The sequence below is a fragment of the Macrococcus bovicus genome (genome assembly GCF_030376725.1).
Lineage (GTDB): Bacteria > Bacillota > Bacilli > Staphylococcales > Staphylococcaceae > Macrococcus > Macrococcus bovicus.
Genome location: NZ_CP128470.1, coordinates 832,605 through 858,632, shown reverse-complemented (window position 1 = coordinate 858,632; position 26,028 = coordinate 832,605). Strand labels below are relative to the sequence as shown.

The following is a 26,028-nucleotide window of genomic DNA, read 5'->3' as shown; positions in this document are numbered from 1 at the left end:
CTCTTCATTAAATTAGTCCTATTTTAACATATAACCGTTATGGTCGTCCCCTGATTCACTGAACTTTGAACCTCTATTCTGAAACCATGCAGATCAGCAATCTCTTTGACGATAGCCATGCCGAGTCCATTCGACGGTACATGATCCTCGTTACTTTTCGCTTTGAAGAAACGTTCGAACAAGTGTTGCTGCGTCTTATCATCCATGCCTTCACCTTCATCTGTAATCGTGATGACCCGTTCCTTCAAGGTGATCAGTATCGCACCTTCCTGCTTCGAATATTTAATCGCATTGGACAAAAGATTCGTCACCAGCTGCATAAAGAGCGCTCTATGTGCGGTCAGCTCGCTGTCATCAAAATGTGTCGTCAGCAGCAGCTCTTTTTCGTCCAGCTGAAACATGAAGGTGTTGATGACTTCTTTCATCATCTCTCTGCCGCTAAATGTTTCCAGCTGCAGTTCATTGCCTTCATTCTCAATGGCCGCCAGGGTCAGCAGCTGTTTCGTCAGCCCGCTGAGGCGTCTCGACTGATGCTGGATCGCTGCTATGGTCTCGCTGTTGTAACGCTCTGCCAGCTGATCAGTGAGGCCGATCAGATTAGTGATGGGGGACTGTATTTCATGACTGACATTGGCCACAAACCGTTCGTTGACCGCCTGATGATGACGAATGGCGATGGACATCTCCTCCATCTCCCGGGCCAGTTCCCCGATCTCATCGCGTCTAGTAATAGACGACTGGTCACTATAATCACCCGACCGTATCCGTTTCGCATAGAGCTGCAGTTTCTTCACCGGATTCACGAAATAACCTGCGCTCAGTATAATGAAAAACACCGTGAAAATGAAGATATAGACCAGCAAGATGGCAAGAAATATGCGGAACTCGCCCATGCTCTGACCGACGTCCGGCCTGATATATACGCGGTAGTCCTCACCCGCGACTCTCATATCCATCCCGACTGTGTTGCGCGTCTCATTGTCAAAAAAGCCTGTGATGAATAAGTTGAACGGCCGGTCTTTAATCCCGTGATAGATACCCTTGTGACTGTCCTCCAGATTCCTGACCCGAAATGGTGTGCCGTAGTAACGCACTGTATGGTCCTGCACTGTCATCACCTGAAAATTCAGCGACGCCATCTGTGAGAAGAAAGTCGTCGCTTCAATCTCAGGATGTGATTCGATAAAATGTTTCTGTTCTCTGACGATCTGAGTGATGCGCTCATCATTCGCCGGTTTAAGGAACAGATGATAGTAGACGTTGGCGATGATAAAGCTGAGAAGCGCACTCAGACAGAAGGTGAAGAGGGTGGACACAACAAAATGGGTCGACAGCCTCTTAAACATGCTGCACCTTATAGCCGACCCCTCTGACAGTCAGTATCTCAAAGTCAGGATAGGCGGCAAGCCTTTTGCGCAGCCGCTTGATATGGACGTCAATCGTGCGTTCATCACCGTCAAAATCAAATCCCCAGACATGTTCAATCAGCTGTTCACGGCTGCCGACTTTCGGCGCTAATCTGACGAGTTCCGCCAGCAGCTCAAACTCTTTTCGCGGCAGATAGAGCGTATCCTCTCCGACAGTCACTTCATAGCTATCGACATCAAGCTGCATACGACCGAACGTCAGCACAGACTGCGCCTGATAGCGATTAAGTATCGCATTCACTCTGAACGCCAGTTCCTCCACTAAAAACGGCTTCGTCACATAGTCATCTGTTCCTGCTTCAAAGGCAGAGCGTTTATCACTTAGCTCACTTCTCGCTGTCAGCATGATGACCGGCTTCTCGTAGTACCTCTTAATATGGTCACATAACTCAAAACCATCCATACCGGGCATCATGACATCCACTATACAGAGATCCACTTTCTCATGATCAAGTAGCTGGATCGCGGCGTCACCGTCTGCCGCAAGCAGCACTTCGTACTGCTGCAATCCGCGTGCTACCATCTCACGGATGGCACGTTCGTCATCCACTACCAATATTTTTTTCATTTTTTACCTCCCGTTCATATTCCGTTCATATAACCCTTCTATAATCAGTGTATATTCAAACAATGAAAGGATGTTGACCCATGAAACTCGCACTGCAGGAACTTAAATACTATAAATTTAAATATGCCATGATTACCGCTATTTTATTCCTACTCGCTTTTCTTGTTCTCTTTGTCTCAAGTTTAGCACAAGGACTCGGAAAAGATAATATCTCACTGATTGAAGAGCTGAACAGCAGCCACTACGTTATCAGTGATGACGCCAATCACTCACTGACCGCTTCCCAGTTATCCGACCAGGACATCAAAGAACTGAAGAATCAGGATATCCCCCTTCTGTCCATGCAGCTTGCCACATTTGAGAACAATACCGGGCTTGCAGCTGTCTATATGAAAGATGCCAAACCTGAAATCGCCGAAGGAAGAATGCCCGCGAATAAAAATGAGGTTGCTATCGATGATTATCTGCAGAAGGACATCAAAATCGGCGATACGATCAAGGTCAAAAATAAAGATATTCACTATAAAGTCACCGGTTATGTTCAAGACAATATGTATGCGCATACGGCTGTCGGCTACATGACAGAAGACGGTATCAAAAGAATCAACCCTGCTATCAAGCCGAATATCGGTCTTGTCAATCAGGATGCTGTCAGTAACCTGAAGGACGCAAAGGTCATTTCAGCTGATGATCTGAAGAAAGGCATCGCAAGTTACGAGGCGGAACAGCTGCCACTGAACTTGATGGTCATCTTTCTGTTCGTGATCTCCGCGATAGTCATCGCCGCCTTCTTCTATGTCATCACCATCCAGAAAACAACTGAGTATGGCATCTTGAAGGCGATTGGTTTCAGAAATGCTAAGATTGCTGGTATGATACTGCTGGAAATCCTGATCATTACGACTATTGGTGTCGCTGTGGCGATCGGTCTGACTTTTGTTATTGCCAGCCAGCTACCTGTTACCATGCCGTTCTTCTTAAATAATCAGCTCATCGCTCTACTTGCTGCGTTATTCTTCGTCGTCGGTCTTGTCGGCGCATTACTGTCACTCATCAAGGTCATTCGTATCGACCCGCAACTTGCTTTAGGAGGCGAATAAGATGCTCGAAATCAAAGAAATCACTAAAACTTACGGCACAGGCGAGCAAGCTACAGAAGTGCTGAAAGGTATCAATCTCAATGTGCAGGACGGTGAAATTGTCATCCTCTACGGCCCATCCGGTTCAGGAAAAAGCACGCTACTCACCATTATCGGCGGGCTCTTGACCCCTACTTCCGGAGAAATCGTGCTGGACGGCCGTTCATGGCAGTCATTAAGCGACCAGCAGATGACGGCCATGCGGCTCAGCGATATCGGCTTCATCTTCCAGTCTTCTCACCTACTGCCCTACTTGAACGTCAAAGATCAGCTGACTGCAGTCGCAAAGGAAAACGGGATGTCGGCTCAGGCAGCATCAGAAAGAGCCGCTACCCTGCTGCAGGACTTCGGTCTGACGCACCGCGCGACAGCCTATCCGAACCGGCTGTCAGGCGGAGAGAAACAGCGGACAGCGATTGCCCGGGCGTTCATGAATGCGCCTAAGATGATTTTAGCTGATGAACCGACAGCGAGCCTTGACAAGGAGCGGGCACTGGAAGTGGTGGATATGCTGAAACAACGTGTCAAATCATCGAATACCGTCTGCATCATGATCACCCACGATCAGCGCCTCTTCTCTAAGGCAGACCGTCTCTTGATGCTGGATGATGGTATATTAGTCGACCAGACTTCCCAGATTGCAAGCTTCAATTAAAATAAGCACAGCACCCTCAGGTGCTGTGCTTATTTATTTCTTCATCTTTTTAATCTGCTTGATCATCGGTACTTTATTGATCGGCATAGAAATAGGAATGGTCTCATAGTGGACTTCATTGGACGGCAGTTCAAACCAGCGTATCGGTGATGCGGTGAACTTCTTGATAAAGATTTTCGTCTCAATGATCAAGCGGTCGCGCCATGCTATCTTCGCATCAATCGGCAGGTCATCCTGCAAGATAATGTAAGTGAAATCAGCCAGTCTGAGCGCCGGATTGGTTCCGTAAGTACGGTGCTGTTCCGGTATACAGCCATTCTTCAGCATTCTGGCTGCAATCTGCTTGATGTAGAGATTGACATTCTGATGCATCCTGAAACCGAGTATCAGCTGGACTTTAAAGACGTTGTTCGTTCCGAAGTCCTCTATCTGATAATTGACCTGGAAGGGCTGGTCAGAAACCTTGACGTTGACAATCCAGTAGATATCGGCACGTTTCGGAATGCCGTCCAGAACAGATTTAAAGATCTGTTTTTCCGCCATTTTCATATCATCTGTTGTCGAGAGATAGACGAGATTGGTTGCATATTTCGGGAACCGCTTATCATGTGACAGCTGTTCAAGCTGTCCTTTAAAGAGATCGATATTGATATCATATGTTCTGCGGTCCTTGATTTGATAACCTTTGTACCAGACCACCATCAGGAGTGCGATGGCCAGAGAGATCAGAACGGCGATATAACCCCCATGCATAAACTTCGCGAGACTGGAGATGAAAAATGCCGCTTCAAGCACGAGAAAGAAGCCGATTACGAGCGTCACAAGTGCTGCATGATGCTTTCTCTGGATCAAGTAGTGCCAGAGCAGGATAGTCGACATCATCATTGTCACCGTGATACTTAAACCATATGCTGCCTCCATATGGACAGAAGTCTTGAAATAAAGCACCACCATGATACAGAGCAGCCAGACAAAGAAGGTCACAGACGGAATATACATCTGTCCTTTGATCGTAGAAGGATATTTAATATCCACCTTCGGCATCAGACGTAAGTGGATCGCTTCCGATACTAAAGTGAATGAACCCGAAATCAGCGCCTGAGAAGCGATGATGGCTGCGCCTGTTGCAATCATAACCCCGATAAAGATAAATGATTCAGGCATGATCTGGAAGAATGGGTTGATGACTTGCCCAGCTTTAAAATCGTGCGTCTTAATGCGTCCGATTATCCAGGCACACTGCCCGAAATAGTTGAGCAACAGCATCAGTTTGACAAATGGCCATGTCCGGTAGATGGCGCCTTTGCCGACGTGCCCCATATCCGAGTAGAGGGCTTCTGCTCCCGTTGTCGCCAAGAAGACAGTGCCGAGGATCATCAGCCCCATCTTATTGCTGTCATCGAATAGAATCTCAATACCATAGAGCGGGTTAAGCGCTCTTAGAACAGACAGGTCAGCTGTCATATTCATAATACCGAAGACACCCAGCATACTGAACCAGATGAACATAAAGGGTCCGAAGATCTTACCGATACTGCCCGTACCAAATCGCTGGGCAAAGAAAACCAGTGTGATGATCGCAATGACAATCGCCAGTATATACCGCTGCTCAGACAGAACAGAGTCTTTAAGACCTGGTATCTCCTGAATCCCTTCGATGGCAGATGTCACCGTCACAGCGGGTGTCAAAATACCATCAGCAAGTAATGCTGCTCCTCCAATGACAGCAGGCACTATCAGCCAGCTCCGTCTTTGTCGCACGAGCGTGTAGAGACTGAAGATTCCTCCTTCGCCGTGGTTATCTGCACGCATGGCAATCAGCACATATTTAATGGTCGTCAGCAGGGTGATCGTCCAGATGATGAGTGAGAGACAGCCGATAATATATCGTTCTGTCATCGCCTCCATGCCGCCGTTCGTCTCAACCACTGCCTTCATAACGTAAAGTGGTGATGTACCGATATCACCATAAACAATTCCTATAGCGACAAGCATCATCGCCAGTTTAAAACGGTTGCCTGTATTTTCTGTTTTCATAGTAGACCTCGTTTATATAATTTAAATGACTTCCATATCATACGCCTAGCACAAACAATGTTCAATCCCCTTTTTTGGATAATGCTAAACCCATCAGGGTATAATATTATAGCAACACAATATTTTAAAGAGGTGATCAAGTTGACATTAAAATCAGTTACAGCAGCTGCATTGCAAGAAGCGCTGCAAGTCGGGACAGACGATGTGGTCTTAGATGTCCGGGAGAAAGAGGAATATGCTGCCGGGCATATCAAAGAATCATTTAACTATCCTTTATCGGAACTTTCAGAACGCGCAGACTCACTGAAGAAAGACACAAACTATTATGTCATCTGTCAGCGCGGAATGCGTTCAGAGAAAGCTGCACATTATCTGCATGATCTAGGATATGATGTCACGAATGTTGAAGGCGGCATGGACAGCTGGCAAGGTGAAATAGAGCAATAAAAAAAATCCGCAAACAGAAGTTTGCGGATTTTTCTGTATTAACGACGACGGTCAAAATTATTGCGGATATTCTCAATAATCATGCCGCTGTTGATCTGGCCCGGTAATTTAGTGCGATCTACAGTGAAGTCCTGCGGCGGTACATCATACTGGATGTCCCGGGCAAAGTATTTCATCGTTTCTTCCATAATGATGATGGTCATCCACTCACCCGCACAGCGGTGGTTGGTATAGTAATCGCCTCCGCCTTGAGGAATGAGATCGAATGGACTGCCGTCCCAGTTCTCGAAACGTTCCGGATAGAACTGTTCCGCATTCTCCCATAATGATTCACTGTGAAGTGTGCCGAAGATATCCAGGATCAGCATGGTATCTTTGTCAATCTTATAGCCTTCGAAGGTGATGTTCTGCTTCGCTTTACCTGGCAGGAACGGCACGAATGGATAATAACGACGGACTTCCTGTGCAAATTTGTAAGCATAGCTGTTATCATTCTGAGCGACGCGTGCACGTTCACCCGGATATTCGTGCATCGCCAGTACACCGAAGGAGATGAAGCGGTTGATCGCTACAAGCGGACGAATCGTATTCATCAGATCCACTGCCGCAAGACGTGAATCCATGTGCTTGCCGTTCATATCTTTCCAGTGACTGAATTCATATAGACCTGACCCTTCCTCAGGGAAAAGTTTACCTTTACGTGTCGCGATGATCTGCTTCTCCAGGTAATCCTCGACACGGTCACGCGCATTCAGTGCACGGCGGTAACCTGTATATGCCGTGCCGATAGAGCCGAAGGAATCAACCATCGCATTCATATCCTTCGCATACTGCTCCATCCGCTCCGGCGTATCGAATGGGACATCCGCAAAACGGAAACCTATTTTCAGCAATACAAGCGTAGCCTCCTGATAGACATTCGTCTGGTCCATCGCCTGAAGACGTGCAGTATCTTCAAACCAGTAGTTGCGCGTCAGTTTGCGCAGATACTCAAGGTTGTTGTCTGTCATAAGGGACATGAATAAGGATTTTCTGTTTTTATGTTTATCGCCTGTCGTGGTATGGATCGCACCTTTACCGAACAATGTTTTGACCAGTCGTTTCGGCAGTGTCCCCGCCCGCTCAGTCTTGTCATTGTCATAGAATAATTCAGCCGCTTCTTTACCGCTGATGACAACCGCTTTCTTACCGCCTAGAATACGCATTTCAAAGACATTTGTATTCAGTTTTCTTGTGCGGTTCGGTATAAATTCATAACCTTCTTTTAATACAGTGAGTGTTTGATCAAGCCCTTTAACTTTCGGCATACGTTTAGCCATAAATATTGCCCCCTCTATGTTGTGTTAGTAAATGAATGGCAGTATCCCTGCCAATATCTGTCTCATAGTTCAATTCTACCACAGTCTCCGGGATTACCGTCATATCTTTACCTTCAGAGTAAATGAAGAACTGTTCCCCTAAAGACTGCCTGTAGAGCCGTCCAGCCTGGCCGTAAGTCTCCTGACCGACCAGCTGACGCTTATTTATCTGAGAGACCAGACGTTCAGCACTGCCTTTAGTCATCGCGTCAACGATGAACACGGCTTCTGAGAATCGCTCAGCCAGAACATTGATGCGTTCTTCAGGTATCACCCCGTAAGCATCCCGCAGATCAATCAGCAGCGGCTCTTTACCAGCTTCCAGCTGATACAGGTGTCTGATGTGATGCACGATGATCTCCGTATAACCTTCACGTGCAAAAACTTCTGCCGTCCCGTCTTCTTCAAACGCCTTCAGATCGAACGTATAAATCTGGTCACCGCGCAGCACCGTTGCTTCATGCTGCTTCTTCAGAATAGGATGCCAGTCCTGCCTGTCTGCTCTCTCATTGAACAATAGCTTCTGATAGCGTTCTCCAAGCAGCGGAATCGCATCGCCTGATAAATGAGTGATACAGTCGCCGACTACAAATCTTCTGTCTGCCGTGACTGCTGTCACGACCAGCACATCGCCCTTTCTTCTGACGCGAATGCCGCTCGACCAGTCCCGCTGATCGACAAAATCCAGCGACTTCAGATTGAATTCCGCGAGGTAATCAACCATTACCTGCTGAAAAGTGAAAGGATTTGGATTGAGCTTGTTAAAGACGGACTGATAGTTCTCACTCACCATATCGTCTTTCAATCCAAGTTCTTCAAGAATGGATCTCACTTTCTTAAATATTGTTACGTATTCATACATGGCTGTCCCCCCATCTTCTCACAATCATTTACTACCCTTAAACGGACCTTTTAACGCATGACATTGATTAAAAATACAAAAAAACCATGCGATTAGCTGCGGAAGCTAAAAGCATGGCTTGATCAAGCTCTTTTAAATGTCATCATAGTCGATGGTTTCTTTTTCAAAAGTCTTGCCGTTAATCTTGATGACATAACGACCGGCCTTGCCTTCTTCTATGATCATCGGAATCGTCACGGTCTGGTTGTTGCTCGTTGAAATGGTCTGGTAAACATCGGTCAGCTGATGATCTTTATCCTCGACATAGATTTCTATGCGCTGGGCCTTGCCGCTTGTCGGACCTTCGAAACTACCGCCGTATGGAACGATGACCGTTGAGGTATAGTTTTTAACCATGGCTGCAGAGTCGTCTGACTGATCTTCTGTCGTCGCATCTTCTGTCGTCGGCTCTTCTGTCGTCGGTTCTTCTGTCGTCGGCTCTTCACTTTCCGGCTTTTTACCTTTAGACAGCTCAAAACTAACCGTTGAACCATACGGCAGCGCTAAATTCAGAGCACTCTGACTGAGGATATGGCCTGCCTCAACCTCGGCATCATAGCTCTCACCACTGATTTTCACATTAAAGCCCTGCGCTTCCAGCTGTTCCTTGACCGACTGATAATCCTGTCCTCGGTAGTCACTCATATAGATATCATCATGGCCTTTAGAGACTTTCAGCTCCATCGTCGCCTTCGCCGGTTCCACCTCTTCTCCTTCAGCAAGATTCTGACTGAGAATGTCACCGACAGCCTTGTCGCTCTCCATTTCCTGGACCTTCACTTTATTGAAACCTGCCTTATAGAGTTTTTCTTTGACGGTTTCAATATTCTGACCTACGTAGTTCCTGATGCGGAACGTCTCCCTGCCTTTAGAGACCACGAGGTTGATTTTAGTGAATTCCTTGACCTTCTCTCCGACAGACGGATTTGCCGAAATAATCATGCCGTCTTCGTACTGTTCAGAGAACTCATTGATGACACGACCTTTGCGTAGATGCTCCTTTTCCAGCAACTTCACGCCATCACTCAGCTGCCGGCCGGTGATGTCAGGGACAAAACTTGTTTTAGGCATGAACAGATACACGGCCATCCCTCCTAAAATCAGGAGTAGCAGCAGCAGAGGCAGAAACAGCAGCAGAAAACGGTTTTTCTTCTTCGGTTCCACACGTTCACTTCCACTGTCTGTCTGCACAGCCGGCATGACCATCGTCTTGTCCTCTATTACGGTGTACCGCGCTTCTTCCCTGCGCTTTTCATCCAGCACAGTCGCGAGGTCGCTGTACATCTCATCGGTTGTACGGTAACGGCTATATTTCTCCTTCATCGTCGCTTTGATGATGACGTTTTCCAGGCTTTGCGGCACATCATCCCGCACCGCAGTGACAAGGGGCAACGCTTCCTGAATCTGCTTGATGGCAATACTTACGGCCGATTCACCTTCAAAAGGCGGTTTACCTGTCAGCATTTCATAGAGAACCACGCCTATCGCATAAATATCAGAAGATTCATCGATCGCTTTACCTTTCGCTTGTTCCGGCGATAAATAATGGACGGAGCCCATGATGTGATTCGTCTGTGTCATCGCCGTCTCACTCAGTACACGTGCGATACCGAAATCCGTGATTTTCAGAATCTGATCATGGGTCATCAGGATATTCTGCGGCTTAATGTCACGGTGAATGATCATATGCTGGTGCGCATGACCGATGCCCCGCAGAATCTGCTTCGTGAAGTAGACCGCTTCTTCAACAGACAGCCGGCCCTTCTCCTGAATGTAATCAGACAGTGTCGGACCGTCAATATATTCCATGACTAAGTAATAATGATAGTCGTCCTCATCCACATCGAGCACTTTGACAATATTGGGATGGCTTAACGTCGTCGCATTTTCGACCTCGCGCTCAAAACGTTGAACTGCACGCTCTTTATCATGTGCGGGGATAGTGATGACTTTGACCGCCACCTGCTGCTCCAAAATAAGGTCATCTGCCAGATAAACCTGGCTTGCACCACCGCCGCCGATCAGCTTGGTCAGATGATAACGCTCACTGATGATATGGTCAAGCATTAAAACACACCCCCGAGCTTACAAAGCACAAATGAGACATTGTCCCTGACTTCACTCTCAAGTGCCAGGTTGATCAGCCGTTCACCTTTCTCTGCTAATGGCTCTTCCTGCATGATGATGTCATGCACCTGATTTTCCGGCACATAATCTGTCAGACCATCTGATGTCAGCAGCAGATAGTCATAACGCGTCAGCGGAAATGTAAAGATATCAGGAATCACTGTCCGGTCTGTGCCGATCACTTTAGTAATGATGTTACGCTGAGGATGGGTAGCTGCTTCTTCTTTCGTCAGCTCCCCCGCCATCACCAGATGCTGAACAAACGTGTGATCAATCGTCAGCTGACGCATCTCGCGGTCATTGATGAGGTAGCTGCGGGAATCTCCGACATTCGCAACGACCACTTTCTTGTCAAACAGCAGGGCTGCGACAAGGGTGGTGCCCATGCCCTGATTGGCTATTTCATGCTGACCCTTATCATATAATTCACGATTAATCTCAGCGATTCTATTTTTCAGCCACTCTTCCGCCTGATTGAATTCAATCAGATTTTCCTGTTCAAAGATTTCTTTCAGACGAGTAGCCACAAAATGACTCGCCACTTCCCCGCTGTTATGCCCCCCCATGCCATCACAGACAATCAGCAGCTGCTGGCCAGTATGATTGGTCAGGATGCCTCCTGCATCCTCATTATGGTCACGGGTATGCCCTACATCTGTGAAAAAGCGTGCTTCCATCCTCTTTACCTCGTTTCTTCTTGTCGTTCTTTCGCTCTTAACTGACCACATGCCGCGTCAATATCAGAGCCATGTTCACGTCTGATTGTCGCGTTGATGCCATTACGTTTCAGTTCCTTCTCGAACTTGAAGATGTCCTCCTTGGACGTACGGACATAGTCTCTTTCAGGCACGTGATTGACAGGTATCAGGTTGACATGACAGTTCAGATGTTTGATGAGCTTAGCCAGTTCCCTTGCATGCTGGACCTGGTCATTGACCCCGCCGAACAAGCCATACTCAAATGTGATACGACGGCCCGTTTTCTCGGTATAGTATTCAATGGCCGGCATCAGTTTGTCGAGATTATAGGCACGGTTAATCGGCATCAGACGGGATCTGACATCATTGTCTGCTGCGTGAAGACTTAGCGCGAAGTTGATCTGCAGCTCTTCATCTGCAAAGTCATAAATACGCGGGACTACACCTGAAGTTGAGACTGTGATATGACGCGCACCGATATTCAGCCCGTTGTCATGATTGATGATTTTAAGGAAGTCCATCATTTCATCGTAGTTCTCAAACGGTTCTCCGATACCCATGATCACGACATGGCTGACCCGTTCCTCTGTTGCATCCAGTGCCATCTGCACATTCAGCACCTGCGCGACGATCTCACCTGCTTCTAGATTTCGTTTTAAGCCGCCCAGTGTGCTGGCGCAGAAAGTACAACCGATACGGCAGCCGACCTGCGTGGTGACACAGACGGAATTGCCGTAATCATGCCGCATCAGCACCGTTTCAATCGTATAACCATCCTGCAGTTCAAAAAGGAACTTGATCGTGCCGTCCTTACTCTCCTGTTTGACAACCGTTTTAAGTGTGGTCATCACAAAATTCGCTTCGAGCTGGTCACGCAGATCCTTGGATAGGTTCGTCATCTCCTCGAATGACGTGACGCGTTTGACGTAAAGCCAGTCAAAGATCTGCTTCGCGCGAAAGCTTTGCTGACCGTGGTCAGCGAGCCAGTCCTTCAATTCATCTAATTGCAGTGAATAGATAGACGGCTTCTCAAATTGAGGCATGAATTTATTTTTCTTTTTCTCGAGCAGTGCCATTAAGACACATCCTTTCTTCTCAGTTTCGCAATAAAGAAACCATCGGCATTAAAATCATGCGGCAGAATCTGCAAGGTCTGATGGGTTTCACCCGCAAGTTCAATCGGTTCTATTTCGAAATCTCTATTTTCTTTGATAAATGAATAGACGACATTTTCGTTTTCCATCTGTTCAATTGTACATGTAGAGTATATCATCAGTCCGCCCGGCTTGACAGCATCTGCGGCATTGCGCAGAATATCAAGCTGCAGCGGCCATAAGTTGTCGATATCTTTAGCAGTCTTCTCATATTTAATCTCCGGCTTACGCTTTGCAACCCCTAGACCGCTGCACGGTGCATCAACCAGCACCTTATCATATTGTCTGTCAAACGGTGCGCGTGCATCGTGAAGTGAAACAGCGACATTCGTCAGACGCAGCTTACGTAAATTGAACTCAATCAGATCAAGTTTGTGCTCATGTATATCATGTGCATCGATATGGCCTGTCTGATTCAGTTTCTCTGCCATATGACAGGTCTTGCCGCCCGGGGCACTGCATGTATCCAGAATATGATCGCCCGGTTCCGGGTTCATGATATGGGCCACCAGCATGCTGGAGGCATCCTGTACAGAGACAAGGCCATCCTTGAACAGGCGGGTCTGCACAATCGGTGGGCCCTCAATAAAGAGACATTCCGGCACGACATCAGACTGCCTTACTGTAAAACCTTCAGCTCTAAGACGAGTGATGGCATCCTCAACCGTGATTCTTGTCGTATTGACACGGACACTTGTATCCGGCCGTTCAAGCAGGTTCAGACAGATTCTGCGCGTGACTTCATGACCGAAATGTGTCTTCCAGTGCTTGACCAGCCACAGCGGTGTACTCGTCTCGATGCTCAGACGCTTCAGGTCATCTTTGATTTCAGCAAATGAACGTAACTCACTGCGCTGAAAGTGACGGAGTATGGCGTTGATCGTCTTTGCACCTGAATAAGAGCCTCTCCGTTTAGTGATCTCGACCGCCTCATTGATGATGGCATGGTCGGGAATCTTCGTTAAATAGACGGCCTGATAGACGCTCATAAGCAGCAGGCGTTTCATCCATCCTTTAAGGTTCGCCTTAATAAAAGGCTCTATATAATATTCAAGCGTCAGCTTATGCTGCAGCGTACCGTAGACGAGTTCAGTCAGGAGTGCACGGTCCTTCTCCTCTACTTTTCCTTCCTTGATTGCAGCGTTGATCAGCAAGTTGCTGTAGCCGCCTGCAGTCAGGACATCATCCAGAATTTCAAGTGCGACCATTCTGACGTTCTTATCCATTGAACACCTTCCCGATTAAGTCTTTACGGCCAGCAGCGTAGTCGCCTGCAGCCATCCGCTTCTTACCCGCCGGCTGTATCTCTGTCAGCAGGACGGCCCCGTCAGATGTCGCAACCAGCAGGCCTTCTTTGTCTGCTGCGAGGATCTCTCCTGGTTGACCGTCACCTGCTGCACGGCGCGCTGACCAGAGCTTCATATTCTGCCCTTCCAGCTGTGCATAGCCGACCGGCCACGGTGACAGGCCGCGAATATGGTTATGGACTTCTGACGTCGTACGGTCGAATGTCACCCGTTCATCTTCACGGCTGATGTTAGAAGCAAATGTAACAAGACTCTCGTCCTGAGGCATCCGCTGATTGGTGCCACTGATAATCGCAGGGAGGGTCTCCATCAACAGCTCGACACCTAATGCCGACAGCTTATCATGCTGAGTGCCGACATCATCTGCTTCTTCAATCGGAATGGCACGCTGACTGATGACATCCCCTGCATCCAGTTTCTTCACCATATACATGATTGAAACCCCCGTCTCCTTCTCACCGTTCATCACGGCATAATGAATCGGCGCACCGCCGCGATACTTCGGCAGCAGGCTCGCGTGCACATTGATACAGCCGAGCCGCGGTGCCGCGAGCAGTTCCTCCGGCAGCAGCTGACCGTATGCCGCTGTCACTATCAAGTCGGGCTGCATGGCGATGACTGCTGCCAGTTCATCTGAACCTGTCAGTCTCGCAGGCTGCAGGACCTTGATGCCTAATTTTTCAGCAGTCACTTTGACTGGCGGCGGCGTCATCACCTTTTTACGGCCGACAGGTTTATCAGGCTGCGTCACAACCGCGATGACTTCGTACTCTGCTGCGACTGCCTCTAAAATAGGGCCTGAGAAATCAGGCGTCCCCATAAAAATAATGCTAGTCATGATACATCTCCTCCAGTTCTTCAGGACTGACTTCCCGTGTCATCTTCTCTGTGAACAGATGACCATATAAATGATCCACCTCATGCTGAATGACCCGGGCGATATCATCGAAAGCGGTCATTTCAACGGTATTGCCTTTCAGATCGTTACCCGTCAGTTCTATTTTAACACTTCTCGGCACTTCGCCAAATACATCCGGCAGGCTGAGGCAGCCTTCTATATCCACAGCTGTCTCTGCTGAATAATGGGTGATCACAGGATTAATCAGCTGAAGAATACCGTCCTCCTCCATATCCACGACAGCCACTTTCAGATCCACCCCGATCTGAGGAGCGGCGATGCCCACGCCATCTGACTCATACATCGTATCTTCCAGATCCAGAATCAGCTGGCGCAGTGAATCATCAAACTTTGTGACATCCTTCACTTCACGGTGCAGCAGTCTATCATGTTGGTCAATCAGTTTTTTTACGGTCATCTTGAGACCTCCTACTCTTTTTTATGCATCATATTAGTATAAATGAATCACTGCCCTGTAAGCAAATAAAAGTTCCTTACTCCATGGAATAAGGAACTTTACATCAGCATCTGCGGATTGATATCGATGCTTAAGGAAAACTTGTTCTTAACGAACTTATCATAATAATGATCATCGAGGTAGGTGAGCGCCTCCAGCAGTGCCGGCTCACTTTTGAATTTAATGATGATTTGAAAGCGGTACTGATTATTGATGCGCGCGATGGTGCAAGGGGCGGGCCCCAGCACGTAACTGGACGGCGAGAGGTGCTGGAGCAACGTCTGGTGAATGTGTTTACTTTCAAGCAGCACCTCCTTCATCTCTGCATGGCTGAAGACCAGATTGACCAAATAATAGTAAGGCGGATACTTGCCGATCTTCCGGTACGTCATCTCTTCTTTGTAGAAACCCGCATAGTCATTGTTTTTAGCATACTGCACGGCGTAATGTTCAGGGTTATACGTCTGAATGATGACATGACCCTCTTTATCAGCCCGGCCTGCGCGCCCGGCCACTTGAGTGAGCAGCTGGAAGGTCCGCTCGCTGCTTCTGAAGTCCGGGAGGTTCAGCATGGTATCAGCATTCAGCACACCGACTAATGTGATATTCGGGAAATCCAGTCCCTTCGCTATCATCTGGGTGCCGAGCAGAATATTCGCTTCCTGATTCTTGAATTTTGTCAGCAGCTGCTCGTGCGCGCCTTTACGGGAGGTCGTATCATTATCCATCCGGATGACCCTCGCCCCTTCAAAATGCTGATAGATGAGTTCCTCCACCTTCTGGGTGCCGACACCCATCTCACGGATGTGTTCACTCTCACAGTTCGGACAGGTGAGCGGCTTATATTCCTTGTGTCCGCAGTAATGACATTTCAGTTCGTCTGTCACCTTATGATAAGTCAGACTGATATCACAGTTCGGACAGTTCGGCACATGTCCGCAGTCGCGGCAGAGAAGAAACTGTGCATGCCCTCTTCTGTTCAGGAACAGGACGATCTGCTCACCTTTTTGGATCCGGTCGTTGATGGCCCGGGTCAGTTCCGCCGAAAACATCGAACGGTTGCCCGCAGCAAGCTCATCACGCATATTGACGACCTGGACAGTAGGCACCGGAAACTGATTGGCTCTCGTCTGGATGGTCAGGAGTTCATAGACCCCTTTTTCCGCCCGTGCATAGCTTTCAAGCGACGGCGTAGCACTGCCTAGCACAACCGGACAGTTATGGTAACTGCCGCGCCAGAATGCCACGTCACGTGCATGATACCTCGGATAATCTTCCTGCTTATAGCTTGCCTCATGCTCTTCATCAATAATGATGATGCCTAAATTTTCAAACGGTGCAAAGACACTGGAGCGTGCGCCGACAGACACCCGTGCCTGACCGCTTCTGATCTTGCGCCACTCATCATAGCGCTCGCCGATGCTGAGCCCGGAGTGCATGACTGCGACTTCATCGCCGAAGCGGGCTTTAAAACGCTCCACCATCTGCGGTGTCAGCGCAATTTCAGGTACCAGCATGAGGGCGGTCTTATTCTGAGCCAGCACATCCGCAATCGTCTGCAGATAGACTTCCGTCTTCCCGCTTCCAGTTATACCGTGCAGCAGGAAGACGCGATGTTCTTCGTCATCGATGGATTGTCTGATGCGGTTATAGGCGGCCTGCTGCTCAGTCAGAAGCACCTTTTTGGCGTCCGGATGGACCGTGCGGTGAGCAAACGGGTCACGTGCAGCTTCTATCTCTATCTTTCTGATGAGCCCCTTCTTCTCAAGACCTGATACTACAGCAGCTGAGAAGTCACGCGCCTTCAATTCCTTCAGAGTCAGTCTGCCTTCATCTGCAAGTGCCAGAAGGCAGTCCTTCTGCTTGTCGCTGCGCAAGGTCGCGAGTGCCTGCTCCACATTGATATCACACAGTTCAACCGCTTTAAGTGTCTTGACCCGCTGCTGCTGATTGACCTCTACATCTTCAGTAATGACACCCGATTCAACATAAGGTTTCAGCTTGAGGATGTCATCCGCAGACAGCGAGCTGATACGGACCTGCTGTTTTCTGAACAGGGTGTAGAGTTCATCACTGATTTCCTCCGGTTCCTCCAGACGATAGACTTTGTGATACTTGCCTTTCACTGCACGCGGCAGCATGATGTCCAGTACGGCGATCCTTTTTGCGATATGCGTCGTCTGCATCCATTCACTTAAGGCAATAAGTTCCTTGTTCAGCTCCGGTGTCATATCCTGTATATGCAGAATAGATTTAAGCTCTTTTTCATGCGACTCATCCACCAGCTCGATGATATAGCCCTGTATCTTTCTCGGTCCGAACGGAACGACTACCCGCATGCCGATCTGCACAACAGACTTCAGCTGCTCGGGCACCTCATAGTCAAACAGCTTGTCGACTCGTTTCGCATTGACATCGACGACAATTCTAGCGTACATGAATATCCTGCTTAATAGCTGTCAGTATTTCATGGGCGAGCTCCCGTTTCGGCATTTTCCCGATTTTACGGCTCATGCCGTTTCTGAAGAACATCTCCACCGCGTTCTGGTCTGATTTGAAGCCGATGGACGAGTCACCGACATTATTGGCGATGATGACATCTGCATTTTTCTTGGCAAGTTTACCGCGCGCGTACATCTCCACCTGCTCTGTTTCTGCGGCGAATCCTGCCAGATACTGAGTCGTCTTATGTTCGCCTAAATATTTCAGAATATCCTGTGTACGTTGCAGGGTCAGCGTCAGATCCTCATCTTTTTTCTTTATCTTGCCGTGCTGTCTTTCGGTCGTATAATCTGCGACTGCTGCTGCCTTGATAATGATATCCTGGTCCATGCGCTTCGTCACCGCGTCAAACATCTCAGCTGCACTTTCCACCTGTATGAAACGGACATTGTTCGGTACCTCCAGCTGAACAGGGCCACTGACGAGTGTGACATCCGCACCGCGCAGCTGTGCCGCTTCAGCAATTGCATAGCCCATGCGGCCGCTTGAATTGTTCGTCAAATATCGAACAGCGTCAATCCGTTCAATCGTCGGACCCGCTGTCACCAGTATCTTCTTCCCTTTTAAGTCATTCTGGTACTGCTTTGCGACTTGAAACGCCTCGACCGCCCTGATGATATCGAGCGGCTCAGACATACGTCCTTTCGCGATATAACCGCATGCCAGGAATCCGCTGCCTGGATCGATAAAATGGTATCCCATCGCACTTAATTTCCGGATGTTCTCCTGAACAGCCGGGTGGCTGTACATATTGCTGTTCATCGCCGGTGCGATGAATGTCGGCTTGGTCGATGCAATCAGCGTAGTCGTCACCATATTGTCTGCGATGCCATGTGCCAGTTTACCGATAGTAGAAGCGGTCGCCGGTGCGATGATGTTGACATCCGCCCAGTCTGCCAGATCGATATGTTTGATGACGTCCGGCTCTGTCTCGTCAAAGATATCGCTATGGACTTCGTGACGGCTAAGTGCCTGAAACGGCAGAGGTGTGATAAATTCTCTCGCAGACGGTGTCATCATGACTTTCACTTCATGGTTACGCTGTACGAGTTTACTGGTCAGGTCAATCGCCTTATAAGCGGCGATGCCCCCTGTTACACTTAATAAGATCTTCATGACGGCCTCCTCATTGATAGTACTACTATTATACATGAATCTTCTGCAAACAAAAAAGCCGGCGATCGCCGACTTATTCTTCTACATGGATACGACCGGCAGCTACTTCTTCCAGAGCCTGTCCGACCGGTTTATATGAAACGTATCGTTCCAGTAAGTTTGAATCAGGATTGTCCTGAAGTTCACGTGCACGTTTTGCCGCGAGTGTCACGACCAGGTACTTTGAATTTACATTTTCTTTGATTTTATCTAATGGTGGATATAACATTATTTTTTTACCTCCAGTAACATTTTTCTGAAACGTGCTTCTATACGTTCTCTTTTTAAGTGTTCCGCTTCAACGATGGTCTGAATCTGTGATTTCGCCTGCTCAATTTCATCGTTGACCACGACATAGTCATAAAGATTCATCATCTCAACTTCTTTACGCGCTTCTGAGATGCGGTAGGCAATCACATCCTTGGACTCCGTGCCGCGGCCGATCAGTCTTTCTTCAAGGTGAGCAAGTGATGGCGGCGCGAGGAAGATAAAGAGTGCCTCAGGGAACTTCTTGCGCACTTGTTTCGCACCTTCCACTTCGATCTCAAGGAAAACATCTTTGCCCGCATCCATTGTATCACGGACATACTGCACAGGTGTGCCGTAGTAGTTACCGACATATTCAGCGTACTCGATGAATGCATCAGCCTCAATCAACGCTTCAAATTCTTCTCGTTTTTTAAAGAAGTAATCACGGCCGTCTTCTTCCCCCGGTCGCATATTCCGTGTTGTCATAGATATAGAATACTCGAAATCCGTGTCCGGGTCATCAAATATTGCTTTCCTGACAGTGCCCTTTCCTACGCCGGAAGGACCCGATAGAACAATTAATAAACCTTTTTCGTTTTCCATCTTTACGACCTTTCTACAATTAAATGATTATTAATAAGAGTAACATATATTTTTTGAAAAATACATGCTTCATTTTATATTCTTAGCTTCGAGTGTTAAACTAAATAAATATCATATAGAGGTGAAATAAATGGCATTTGATGGATTATTTACGGGCAAGATGCTCGAAGAGTTACATTTCCTCGTCTCAGGACGTATTAATAAAATAACGCAGCCGGACAACCAGACCATTATTCTGACTGTCCGTGCGAACCGTAAAAATCAGCAGCTGCTGATTTCAGCGCATCCGAATTTTGCACGACTGCACTTGACGGATAATAAGGCGCCGAATCCTTTTGAACCGCCGATGTTTCTGCGCGTACTTCGTAAACATCTGGAAGGCGGTATTATCAAAGGCTTCCGCCAAAAAGGGAATGACCGCATTGTCTTCATCGATATTGACAATACCGATGAGATCGGTGATCCCGTCAAACGCCGTCTTGTCATCGAACTGATGGGCAAGCACAGCAATGTGATATTAACGGATGACGCGGGTAAGATCTTAGAAAGCATGAAGCATCTGACGCCGAATACCAATGCCGCGCGGACGATCATGCCCGGCTTCAAGTACGAGGAGCCACCGACAGCAACTAAACACAACCCTTATAGGCTGGAACGGGTCTCTGATTTTCTTGATACGGCTCCTGTCCGCCGCCAGCTCCTGAACGTTATCGAGGGATTCAGTCCGCTCGCCATAGATGAACTGCTCGCACTGGACGATGACGTCGATACTGCCTTCAGGAAGTTTATGGCCAAGTCAGAAAAGGTACAGCCTGTCTACTATAACCGGGCGCCCAAGGAATTCTTCTACTTCATGCCGCTTGAGACCCTGGGTACACCTGATCAGACCTTTGAGACGTTATCAGAGTTACTCGACTACTATTTCAACGAACGCGGTGAACGTGAACGCATCAAGTCCCGCAGCATCGATCTCAGCCGCCACATCACACAGCTGCTGCACAAGGACAGAAAAAAACTGGAGAAGCTCGTCAATGAACTGGAAGAAACCCGAACAATGGAGGATGTCCAGCTCTTCGGCGAACTAATCACCGCCAATATGTATCAGCTGAAAAACGGCATGTCTGAATTTGAGGCATTCAACTATTATACAAATGAGAACATCACGATTCCTCTGAATCCGCGCAAGTCACCTGCAGAAAATGCGCAATACTACTATAAGCAGTACAACAAGCTGAAAACACGTAAAGTTCATGCAGCGAGTCAGATCAAAGAGACAGAAGAAGAGATCGCTTATCTTGAGAACCTTGAAGGACAGCTCTCCTACATCACCTATGAAGATATCGAGGGGATGCGTGCAGAACTGATGGAACAGGGCCTGCTCAGAAAGCGCCAAAAACAGAAAATGAAAGGCAAGGACAAAGTCGTCCTGGAAAAATATCAGTCATCTGAAGGGACCGAGATATTAGTAGGAAAAAATAATCTGCAGAATGATTATCTGACCCACAAAGTCGCACGTAAGGATTATACATGGTTCCATACGAAGGATATACCTGGTTCCCATGTCGTCATCATGAAAAAAGACCCGAGTGACAGTGACCTGATGGATGCAGCTATGCTTGCCGCTTACTATTCAAAAGCCGGTCAATCGGCCAGTGTCCCTGTAGACTATACATTAATCAGACATGTGCATAAGCCAAGTGGTGCAAAGCCCGGATTCGTGACATATACGGATCAGTCAACCATATACGTCGACCCTGAAAAACAGATTGTCGATCAGATGAGAGTCAAATAAGACAAGACCGTGCATGGGCTGCACGGTCTTGTCTTTTTAACATGGCAGTTATGAGCGATAAATCCCGTTTGTCGCTCATAACTCAGCTTTCCGGCACTTCTCATGGCAGTTATGAGCGATAAATCCACTTTGTTGCTCATAACCCAGCTTTCCGGCACTGCTCATGGCAGTTATGAGCGATAAATCCACTTTGTCGCTCATAACTCGGCTTTCCGGCACTCCTCATAGTGGTTATGAGCGATAAATCCACTTTGTCGCTCATAACCCAGCTTTCCGGCACTGCTCATCACTCAGTCATCTTGCGGTCAGCCATTGTCTCTGCTTGCCGGCAGCGTCCTGATAAACGCAAAGAGAACAAAGGTCTGAAGAATGACCATAATCATCAGGCCTATTCTGATATACAGATGCTCTATCATCCAGATTGAAAAGCCGACAACGATGTAGAGACTCAGTAGCATCTTCAGCTTCTGTCTGAAAGTGAAACCTTTATTCCTCTGAAACTCCAGCACATAAGCGCGGTAGACTTTTGTTGAGATCAGCCAGTCATGAAAACGGTCTGAACTTCTGGCAAAACAGATGGCAGCGAGAAGCAGGAACGGGGTCGTCGGCAAGAGTGGCAGAATGACACCTATCAGACCGAGCAGGGTCGACACGATTCCCATTGAGATTAAAACTATTCGCATATCTGCCTCCTTATCAAAAAAAGACAGCCGGCAGACTGTCTTCCACTTAATTAAATCAATTTCCAGATATCTGTTGCGTATTCATTTATCGTCCGGTCACTTGAGAATTTGCCTGATTGTGCAATATTCACGAGACTCATCTTATTCCACGTCTGACTGTCTTCATACAGTGTCACCGCTTTGATATGCGTCTCTAGGTATGAAGTGAAATCCTTCAGGATAAAGTACGGATCGTTATTCTTTAAGATACGGTAGTAGATATCGCTGAATGTCTCACCTTTCGCGTATCGGCCGTCTTTTAAGCCGTCCAAGATAGACTTCAGACGATCGTCTGTCCGGTAGAGATCGTTCGCCTGGTAGCCGCCTTCTTTCTGATAGCGAATGACTTCCTCACTCGACAGACCGAAGATCAGAATGTTCTCCTTACCTACCAGCTCCGCGATTTCTACGTTAGCCCCGTCCATCGTTCCTAAAGTAACCGCACCGTTCATCATCATCTTCATGTTGCCGGTACCTGAAGCTTCCATAGAGGCTGTCGAAATCTGTTCAGAAATCTCAGCAGCTGGCATGATGTATTCTGCTAATGTGACGTTATAGTTCTCAAGGAAGACCACTTTAATACGACCTGCTACATCTTTGTCCTCGTTGACTAAGTTGCCCACCAGATGAATCAGACGAATAATTTCTTTCGCCAGATGGTAGCTTGGCGCTGCCTTTGCCCCGAAAATGAAGGTCTGTGGCACCATTTTCAGCTTAGGATTCCGTTTGATTTCATTGTACAGATGAATCACATGGAAAATATTAAGCAGCTGACGCTTATACTCATGCAGACGTTTGACCTGAACATCAAATATAGAATGTTCATTCACTTCTATACCTGTCTTCTTGTAGATGACATCCTGCAGGACTTTCTTATTCTGCAGTTTTACTTCCGCTAACCGCTCGAGGAAATCCTGATCATTCTGGTAGCGAAGCAGCTGATTCAGTTCTACCGGCGACTTGATCCAGTGGTCCCCGATGGCATCCGTAATCAGCTCAGTGAGACCCGGGTTAGCGCCCATCAGCCAGCGACGGTGCGTGATACCATTGGTCTTATTATTGAATTTCTCCGGCGTTAAGCGGTAGAAATCATGGAACGTATAGTTTTTGATGATATCAGAATGCAGTGCTGCGACACCATTGACGCTATAGCTGCCGACAATCGCAAGCTTGCTCATATGAATGACGTCATTGCTGATGACTGCGAGCTCACTGATGCGGTCACGCTGCTCCTCGTGATGCAGATAGACCTCCTGACAGAAGCGTTCATTGATCTCGTGAATAATCATGTAAATCCTCGGACTGACACGTTTGACCATGTCAACTGGCCATTTCTCAAGTGCCTCCTGCATGATGGTATGATTGGTGTAAGCAAATGTGTGAGTGGTGATGGTCCACGCCTCGTCCCAGCTTAATCCTTCCTCATCCATCAGAATACGCATCAATTCAGGAATCCCGAAAGTCGGATGGGTATCGTTGATCTGAATCACATTCTTCTCATGGAAGTGTTCAATCGGCATGTCATATTGTGTTTTGAAACGGCGAATTAAGGTCTGAATAGTAGAAGAAACCAGGAAATACTGTTGTTTCAGTCGCAGGAAACGCCCTTCTTCTGTCGAATCATCCGGATAAAGGAAGCCGGAGATCTTCTCTACGCTCTGCATATACTCGAGTTGATTCTTATACTGCTCAGGGCTGATGGCATTCTCAGGTACTTCAGCACTCCATAATCTGAGAGTATTCACCACATCATTCTCATAGCCGACAATCCCGACATCATAAGGGACAGCCAATACGACTTCCTGATCGCGGTAATGGAAAATATACTGATCATCTTCCACCGTAAAATCAACTTCCCCGCCAAACTTAACTTCAATCGCCTCATCGGTCTTCCGTGTCTCCCACGGATAGACTTCTCGGAGCCAGTTATCCGGCAATTCGATCTGACTGCCTGACACGATACGCTGTTCAAACAGACCATAGCGGTAGCGGATGCCAAAGCCATGACCCGCGTATCCTAAACTCGCAATGGAATCAAGAAAACATGCAGCCAGGCGGCCAAGACCGCCGTTGCCGAGACCAGCATCCTGCTCCTCTCCGTAGACCTCTCTCGGCTGACGCCCTAAATCCATCAATACTTCATCACAGACTTTCTTGAAGCCTGTATTGATGAGGTTGCTTTCAATTAAGCGGCCGATCAGAAATTCCATTGATAAATAGGAGACCTGACGTTTCTTGTCATGGATATAGCGCTGCTTAGTGTCAATGCTCGCCTCATTGATAGCATCCTTGATGATAGAGGCAATCGCATAGAATAGATCTTTATCTGTCGTCTCTTCCAGTGTCTTCGTTCTTTTATCTCTAACCTTCTTGTCCAGCAGCTCACGAAATTCCTCTTTAGTAAATGTCTTCACTTTTATTCTCCTTAGTAGATGTCAAGATATTGGTGTGCAGATTGAGACCAGCTATGGTTGACCTTCGTAATATTAGTGAATATCTTCTTGTAAAGTTCTGTGTCGTGATAGATAGTCAGAGAGTAGTTCAGACGGTCCAGCAGCTCATGGGCATTATAATTGGCAAACGTCAGACCGGTGCCCGTACCCGTATAGATGTTGAAAGGCAGCACGGTATCTTTGAGGCCCCCTGTCTCACGGACAATCGGGATTGCTTTATACTGGAGCGCGATCAGCTGTGACAGCCCGCACGGCTCAAAGAGTGATGGCATGATGAAGAAGTCACTTGCCGCATAGATCCGGCGCGATAAGGCTTCGCTAAAACCGATGTAAGTATAGACTTTATCCGGATACTTAGCCGCTAAATAGTTAAAGTAGGACTCGAACTCGTACAGCCCGTTACCTAGTATCACCACCTGCACATCCTGCTGGATGAATTCCTCCAAAATATGCGTGATCAAATGCAGGCCTTTCTGTTCCACCATCCGCGTGATGATCGCATACATCGGCACCTCTTTAACGGGCAGGCCAAACTCTTTTTGCAGACGTTTCTTATTCTGGCGTTTCTTGATGATAGATGTTTTAAACGGGACATCTATATTTGAGTCTTTCATGGAATTATAATCGTCAATATCCAGCCCATTGATGATACCCAGAAGATCGCCGCTGCGCATATTGAGCATCGGTTCTAATCCTTCACCGTAATGAGCGGTCTTGATCTCTTCAGCGTAAGTCGGAGAGACTGTCGTCACTTTGTCAGCATGGAAGATGCCTGCCTTCATTAAATTCAGCATGCCGCCCCATTCGAACCCTGAGAAATGACTGATATCCAGGTTGAACAGGTCACCGAATGCTGCATGCTCCATCCAGCCTTGATAGAGAATATTATGAATGGTGAAGATGGTCCGGATGCCGGGCACCGGCTGCTTGATTTTAGCTATTGCGACCGCTGCACCCGCCTGCCAGTCATGACCATGGAGCACATCCGGTTTAAAGTCGCCCCGGTAGATAAACTCGATAACCGCATTCGAGAAGTAGACGAATCGTTCGCCGTCATCTTCATAGCCATACAGATTGTCACGCTTGAAATACTGCTCATTGTCGATGAAGTAATAGTGGACCCCTTCATAGATCATCTCGTAAATACCTGTATATTGTCTTCGCCAGCCTACTTCCGTCTCAAATATCATCACTTCAGTCAGTAGTGCACGGTATTCAGATTTCAAGGAGGAGTATAACGGCAGAATGACACGGACTTCACAGTCATCCGTGTCATTTAAATATTGCGGGAGACTGCCGATCACGTCAGCAAGTCCACCCGATTTAAAAAATGGCGTACATTCAGAAGCTACAAACAATACTTTTTTCATTTTTATACC

At 47.6% G+C, this 26,028-nt stretch carries 22 protein-coding genes; 4 read left to right on the top strand and 18 right to left on the bottom strand.

Annotated elements, in window-relative coordinates; all coding sequences use genetic code 11:
- Nucleotides 1-23 precede the first annotated feature (23 nt).
- Together QSV55_RS04795 and QSV55_RS04790 are read right to left on the bottom strand one after the other, a co-directional pair.
- The gene (locus QSV55_RS04795; protein WP_133451981.1) at nucleotides 24-1,346 is read right to left on the bottom strand and encodes a sensor histidine kinase; all 1,323 of its coding nucleotides are present in this window, start codon (nucleotides 1,344-1,346) and stop codon (nucleotides 24-26) included.
- A complete protein-coding gene (locus tag QSV55_RS04790) occupies nucleotides 1,339-1,995 on the bottom strand; it encodes a response regulator transcription factor (protein ID WP_133451982.1) in 657 nt (218 codons plus the stop codon). The genes QSV55_RS04795 and QSV55_RS04790 overlap by 8 nt, the downstream gene beginning before the upstream one ends.
- A gap of 80 nt (nucleotides 1,996-2,075) precedes the next feature.
- On the opposite strand from QSV55_RS04790, the gene QSV55_RS04785 reads away from it, so the two are divergent.
- Nucleotides 2,076-3,095 carry an ABC transporter permease gene (locus QSV55_RS04785; protein ID WP_289650907.1) on the top strand — a complete coding sequence of 340 codons (1,020 nt, stop codon included), beginning with the start codon at nucleotides 2,076-2,078 and terminating at the stop codon, nucleotides 3,093-3,095.
- Between the two features lies 1 nt (nucleotide 3,096).
- A complete protein-coding gene (locus tag QSV55_RS04780; RefSeq protein ID WP_289650906.1) occupies nucleotides 3,097-3,789 on the top strand; it encodes an ABC transporter ATP-binding protein in 693 nt (230 codons plus the stop codon).
- Between the two features lie 33 nt (nucleotides 3,790-3,822).
- Here QSV55_RS04780 and QSV55_RS04775 read toward each other — a convergent pair whose 3' ends face one another.
- Nucleotides 3,823-5,826, bottom strand: a complete 2,004-nt coding sequence (locus QSV55_RS04775) for a KUP/HAK/KT family potassium transporter (protein ID WP_289650905.1) — start codon at nucleotides 5,824-5,826, stop codon at nucleotides 3,823-3,825.
- Nucleotides 5,827-5,967: 141 nt separating this feature from the next.
- On the opposite strand from QSV55_RS04775, the gene QSV55_RS04770 reads away from it, so the two are divergent.
- Nucleotides 5,968-6,273: a rhodanese-like domain-containing protein gene (locus QSV55_RS04770; protein WP_289650904.1), complete on the top strand. Its 306-nt coding sequence runs from the start codon at nucleotides 5,968-5,970 to the stop codon at nucleotides 6,271-6,273.
- A 38-nt stretch (nucleotides 6,274-6,311) separates the two neighbouring features.
- Here QSV55_RS04770 and QSV55_RS04765 read toward each other — a convergent pair whose 3' ends face one another.
- From QSV55_RS04765 to gmk, 12 genes are all read right to left on the bottom strand, one after another.
- Complete coding sequence (locus QSV55_RS04765; RefSeq protein ID WP_289650903.1) at nucleotides 6,312-7,592, bottom strand: cytochrome P450; 1,281 nt, start codon at nucleotides 7,590-7,592, stop codon at nucleotides 6,312-6,314.
- Nucleotides 7,585-8,493: a hypothetical protein gene (locus QSV55_RS04760; RefSeq protein ID WP_289650902.1), complete on the bottom strand. Its 909-nt coding sequence runs from the start codon at nucleotides 8,491-8,493 to the stop codon at nucleotides 7,585-7,587. Before QSV55_RS04760 ends, QSV55_RS04765 begins: the two co-directional genes overlap by 8 nt.
- Before the next feature lie 132 nt (nucleotides 8,494-8,625).
- Complete coding sequence (pknB, locus tag QSV55_RS04755; RefSeq protein ID WP_289650901.1) at nucleotides 8,626-10,599, bottom strand: Stk1 family PASTA domain-containing Ser/Thr kinase; 1,974 nt, start codon at nucleotides 10,597-10,599, stop codon at nucleotides 8,626-8,628.
- Complete coding sequence (locus tag QSV55_RS04750) at nucleotides 10,599-11,336, bottom strand: Stp1/IreP family PP2C-type Ser/Thr phosphatase (RefSeq protein ID WP_289650900.1); 738 nt, start codon at nucleotides 11,334-11,336, stop codon at nucleotides 10,599-10,601. The genes pknB and QSV55_RS04750 overlap by 1 nt, the downstream gene beginning before the upstream one ends.
- Before the next feature lie 5 nt (nucleotides 11,337-11,341).
- Nucleotides 11,342-12,433, bottom strand: coding sequence for a dual-specificity RNA methyltransferase RlmN (gene rlmN, locus QSV55_RS04745; protein ID WP_133451257.1), 1,092 nt, complete (start codon nucleotides 12,431-12,433; stop codon nucleotides 11,342-11,344).
- Complete coding sequence (gene rsmB / locus QSV55_RS04740; protein WP_289650899.1) at nucleotides 12,433-13,737, bottom strand: 16S rRNA (cytosine(967)-C(5))-methyltransferase RsmB; 1,305 nt, start codon at nucleotides 13,735-13,737, stop codon at nucleotides 12,433-12,435. Before rsmB ends, rlmN begins: the two co-directional genes overlap by 1 nt.
- Complete coding sequence (fmt, locus tag QSV55_RS04735) at nucleotides 13,730-14,656, bottom strand: methionyl-tRNA formyltransferase (RefSeq protein WP_289650898.1); 927 nt, start codon at nucleotides 14,654-14,656, stop codon at nucleotides 13,730-13,732. Before fmt ends, rsmB begins: the two co-directional genes overlap by 8 nt.
- Complete coding sequence (gene def, locus QSV55_RS04730; RefSeq protein WP_133451254.1) at nucleotides 14,649-15,134, bottom strand: peptide deformylase; 486 nt, start codon at nucleotides 15,132-15,134, stop codon at nucleotides 14,649-14,651. The genes fmt and def overlap by 8 nt, the downstream gene beginning before the upstream one ends.
- A 98-nt stretch (nucleotides 15,135-15,232) precedes the next feature.
- Nucleotides 15,233-17,611 (bottom strand): primosomal protein N', encoded by a 2,379-nt coding sequence (priA, locus tag QSV55_RS04725; protein WP_289650897.1) that lies wholly within the window; start codon nucleotides 17,609-17,611, stop codon nucleotides 15,233-15,235.
- Entirely contained in the window at nucleotides 17,601-18,791 is a 1,191-nt protein-coding gene (gene coaBC, locus QSV55_RS04720) for a bifunctional phosphopantothenoylcysteine decarboxylase/phosphopantothenate--cysteine ligase CoaBC (RefSeq protein ID WP_289650896.1), read from the bottom strand. The genes priA and coaBC overlap by 11 nt, the downstream gene beginning before the upstream one ends.
- 73 nt (nucleotides 18,792-18,864) lie before the next feature.
- Entirely contained in the window at nucleotides 18,865-19,059 is a 195-nt protein-coding gene (gene rpoZ, locus QSV55_RS04715) for a DNA-directed RNA polymerase subunit omega (RefSeq protein WP_133451251.1), read from the bottom strand.
- The gene (gmk, locus tag QSV55_RS04710; RefSeq protein WP_133451250.1) at nucleotides 19,059-19,682 is read right to left on the bottom strand and encodes a guanylate kinase; all 624 of its coding nucleotides are present in this window, start codon (nucleotides 19,680-19,682) and stop codon (nucleotides 19,059-19,061) included. The genes rpoZ and gmk overlap by 1 nt, the downstream gene beginning before the upstream one ends.
- 130 nt (nucleotides 19,683-19,812) lie before the next feature.
- On the opposite strand from gmk, the gene QSV55_RS04705 reads away from it, so the two are divergent.
- Nucleotides 19,813-21,474 carry an Rqc2 family fibronectin-binding protein gene (locus QSV55_RS04705; protein WP_289650895.1) on the top strand — a complete coding sequence of 554 codons (1,662 nt, stop codon included), beginning with the start codon at nucleotides 19,813-19,815 and terminating at the stop codon, nucleotides 21,472-21,474.
- Between the two features lie 305 nt (nucleotides 21,475-21,779).
- Here the strand turns inward: QSV55_RS04705 and QSV55_RS04700 are convergent, their stop codons facing one another.
- From QSV55_RS04700 to QSV55_RS04690, 3 genes are read right to left on the bottom strand one after another with little or no spacing between them, the layout of a single operon-like run.
- Entirely contained in the window at nucleotides 21,780-22,157 is a 378-nt protein-coding gene (locus QSV55_RS04700) for a YbaN family protein (RefSeq protein ID WP_289650894.1), read from the bottom strand.
- Nucleotides 22,158-22,207: 50 nt separating this feature from the next.
- A complete protein-coding gene (locus tag QSV55_RS04695; protein WP_289650893.1) occupies nucleotides 22,208-24,610 on the bottom strand; it encodes a glycogen/starch/alpha-glucan phosphorylase in 2,403 nt (800 codons plus the stop codon).
- An 11-nt stretch (nucleotides 24,611-24,621) separates the two neighbouring features.
- Nucleotides 24,622-26,019 (bottom strand): glycogen synthase, encoded by a 1,398-nt coding sequence (locus tag QSV55_RS04690; protein WP_289650892.1) that lies wholly within the window; start codon nucleotides 26,017-26,019, stop codon nucleotides 24,622-24,624.
- Between the last annotated feature and the right edge of the window lie 9 nt (nucleotides 26,020-26,028).

Bases quoted from the DNA above. Each gene is read 5' to 3' on its own strand.
- QSV55_RS04700 (WP_289650894.1), bottom strand. From the start codon at position 22,157: ATGCGAATAGTTTTAATCTCAATGGGAATCGTGTCGACCCTGCTCGGT.
- rsmB (WP_289650899.1), bottom strand. From the start codon at position 13,737: ATGGATAAGAACGTCAGAATGGTCGCACTTGAAATTCTGGATGATGTC.
- coaBC (WP_289650896.1), bottom strand. From the start codon at position 18,791: ATGAAGATCTTATTAAGTGTAACAGGGGGCATCGCCGCTTATAAGGCG.
- QSV55_RS04765 (WP_289650903.1), bottom strand. From the start codon at position 7,592: ATGGCTAAACGTATGCCGAAAGTTAAAGGGCTTGATCAAACACTCACT.
- QSV55_RS04795 (WP_133451981.1), bottom strand. From the start codon at position 1,346: ATGTTTAAGAGGCTGTCGACCCATTTTGTTGTGTCCACCCTCTTCACC.
- def (WP_133451254.1), bottom strand. From the start codon at position 15,134: ATGACCGTAAAAAAACTGATTGACCAACATGATAGACTGCTGCACCGT.
- QSV55_RS04690 (WP_289650892.1), bottom strand. From the start codon at position 26,019: ATGAAAAAAGTATTGTTTGTAGCTTCTGAATGTACGCCATTTTTTAAA.
- QSV55_RS04780 (WP_289650906.1), top strand. From the start codon at position 3,097: ATGCTCGAAATCAAAGAAATCACTAAAACTTACGGCACAGGCGAGCAA.
- rlmN (WP_133451257.1), bottom strand. From the start codon at position 12,433: ATGGCACTGCTCGAGAAAAAGAAAAATAAATTCATGCCTCAATTTGAG.
- QSV55_RS04705 (WP_289650895.1), top strand. From the start codon at position 19,813: ATGGCATTTGATGGATTATTTACGGGCAAGATGCTCGAAGAGTTACAT.
- QSV55_RS04790 (WP_133451982.1), bottom strand. From the start codon at position 1,995: ATGAAAAAAATATTGGTAGTGGATGACGAACGTGCCATCCGTGAGATG.
- QSV55_RS04760 (WP_289650902.1), bottom strand. From the start codon at position 8,493: ATGTATGAATACGTAACAATATTTAAGAAAGTGAGATCCATTCTTGAA.
- QSV55_RS04750 (WP_289650900.1), bottom strand. From the start codon at position 11,336: ATGGAAGCACGCTTTTTCACAGATGTAGGGCATACCCGTGACCATAAT.
- QSV55_RS04775 (WP_289650905.1), bottom strand. From the start codon at position 5,826: ATGAAAACAGAAAATACAGGCAACCGTTTTAAACTGGCGATGATGCTT.
- pknB (WP_289650901.1), bottom strand. From the start codon at position 10,599: ATGCTTGACCATATCATCAGTGAGCGTTATCATCTGACCAAGCTGATC.
- priA (WP_289650897.1), bottom strand. From the start codon at position 17,611: ATGTACGCTAGAATTGTCGTCGATGTCAATGCGAAACGAGTCGACAAG.
- QSV55_RS04785 (WP_289650907.1), top strand. From the start codon at position 2,076: ATGAAACTCGCACTGCAGGAACTTAAATACTATAAATTTAAATATGCC.
- fmt (WP_289650898.1), bottom strand. From the start codon at position 14,656: ATGACTAGCATTATTTTTATGGGGACGCCTGATTTCTCAGGCCCTATT.
- rpoZ (WP_133451251.1), bottom strand. From the start codon at position 19,059: ATGTTATATCCACCATTAGATAAAATCAAAGAAAATGTAAATTCAAAG.
- gmk (WP_133451250.1), bottom strand. From the start codon at position 19,682: ATGGAAAACGAAAAAGGTTTATTAATTGTTCTATCGGGTCCTTCCGGC.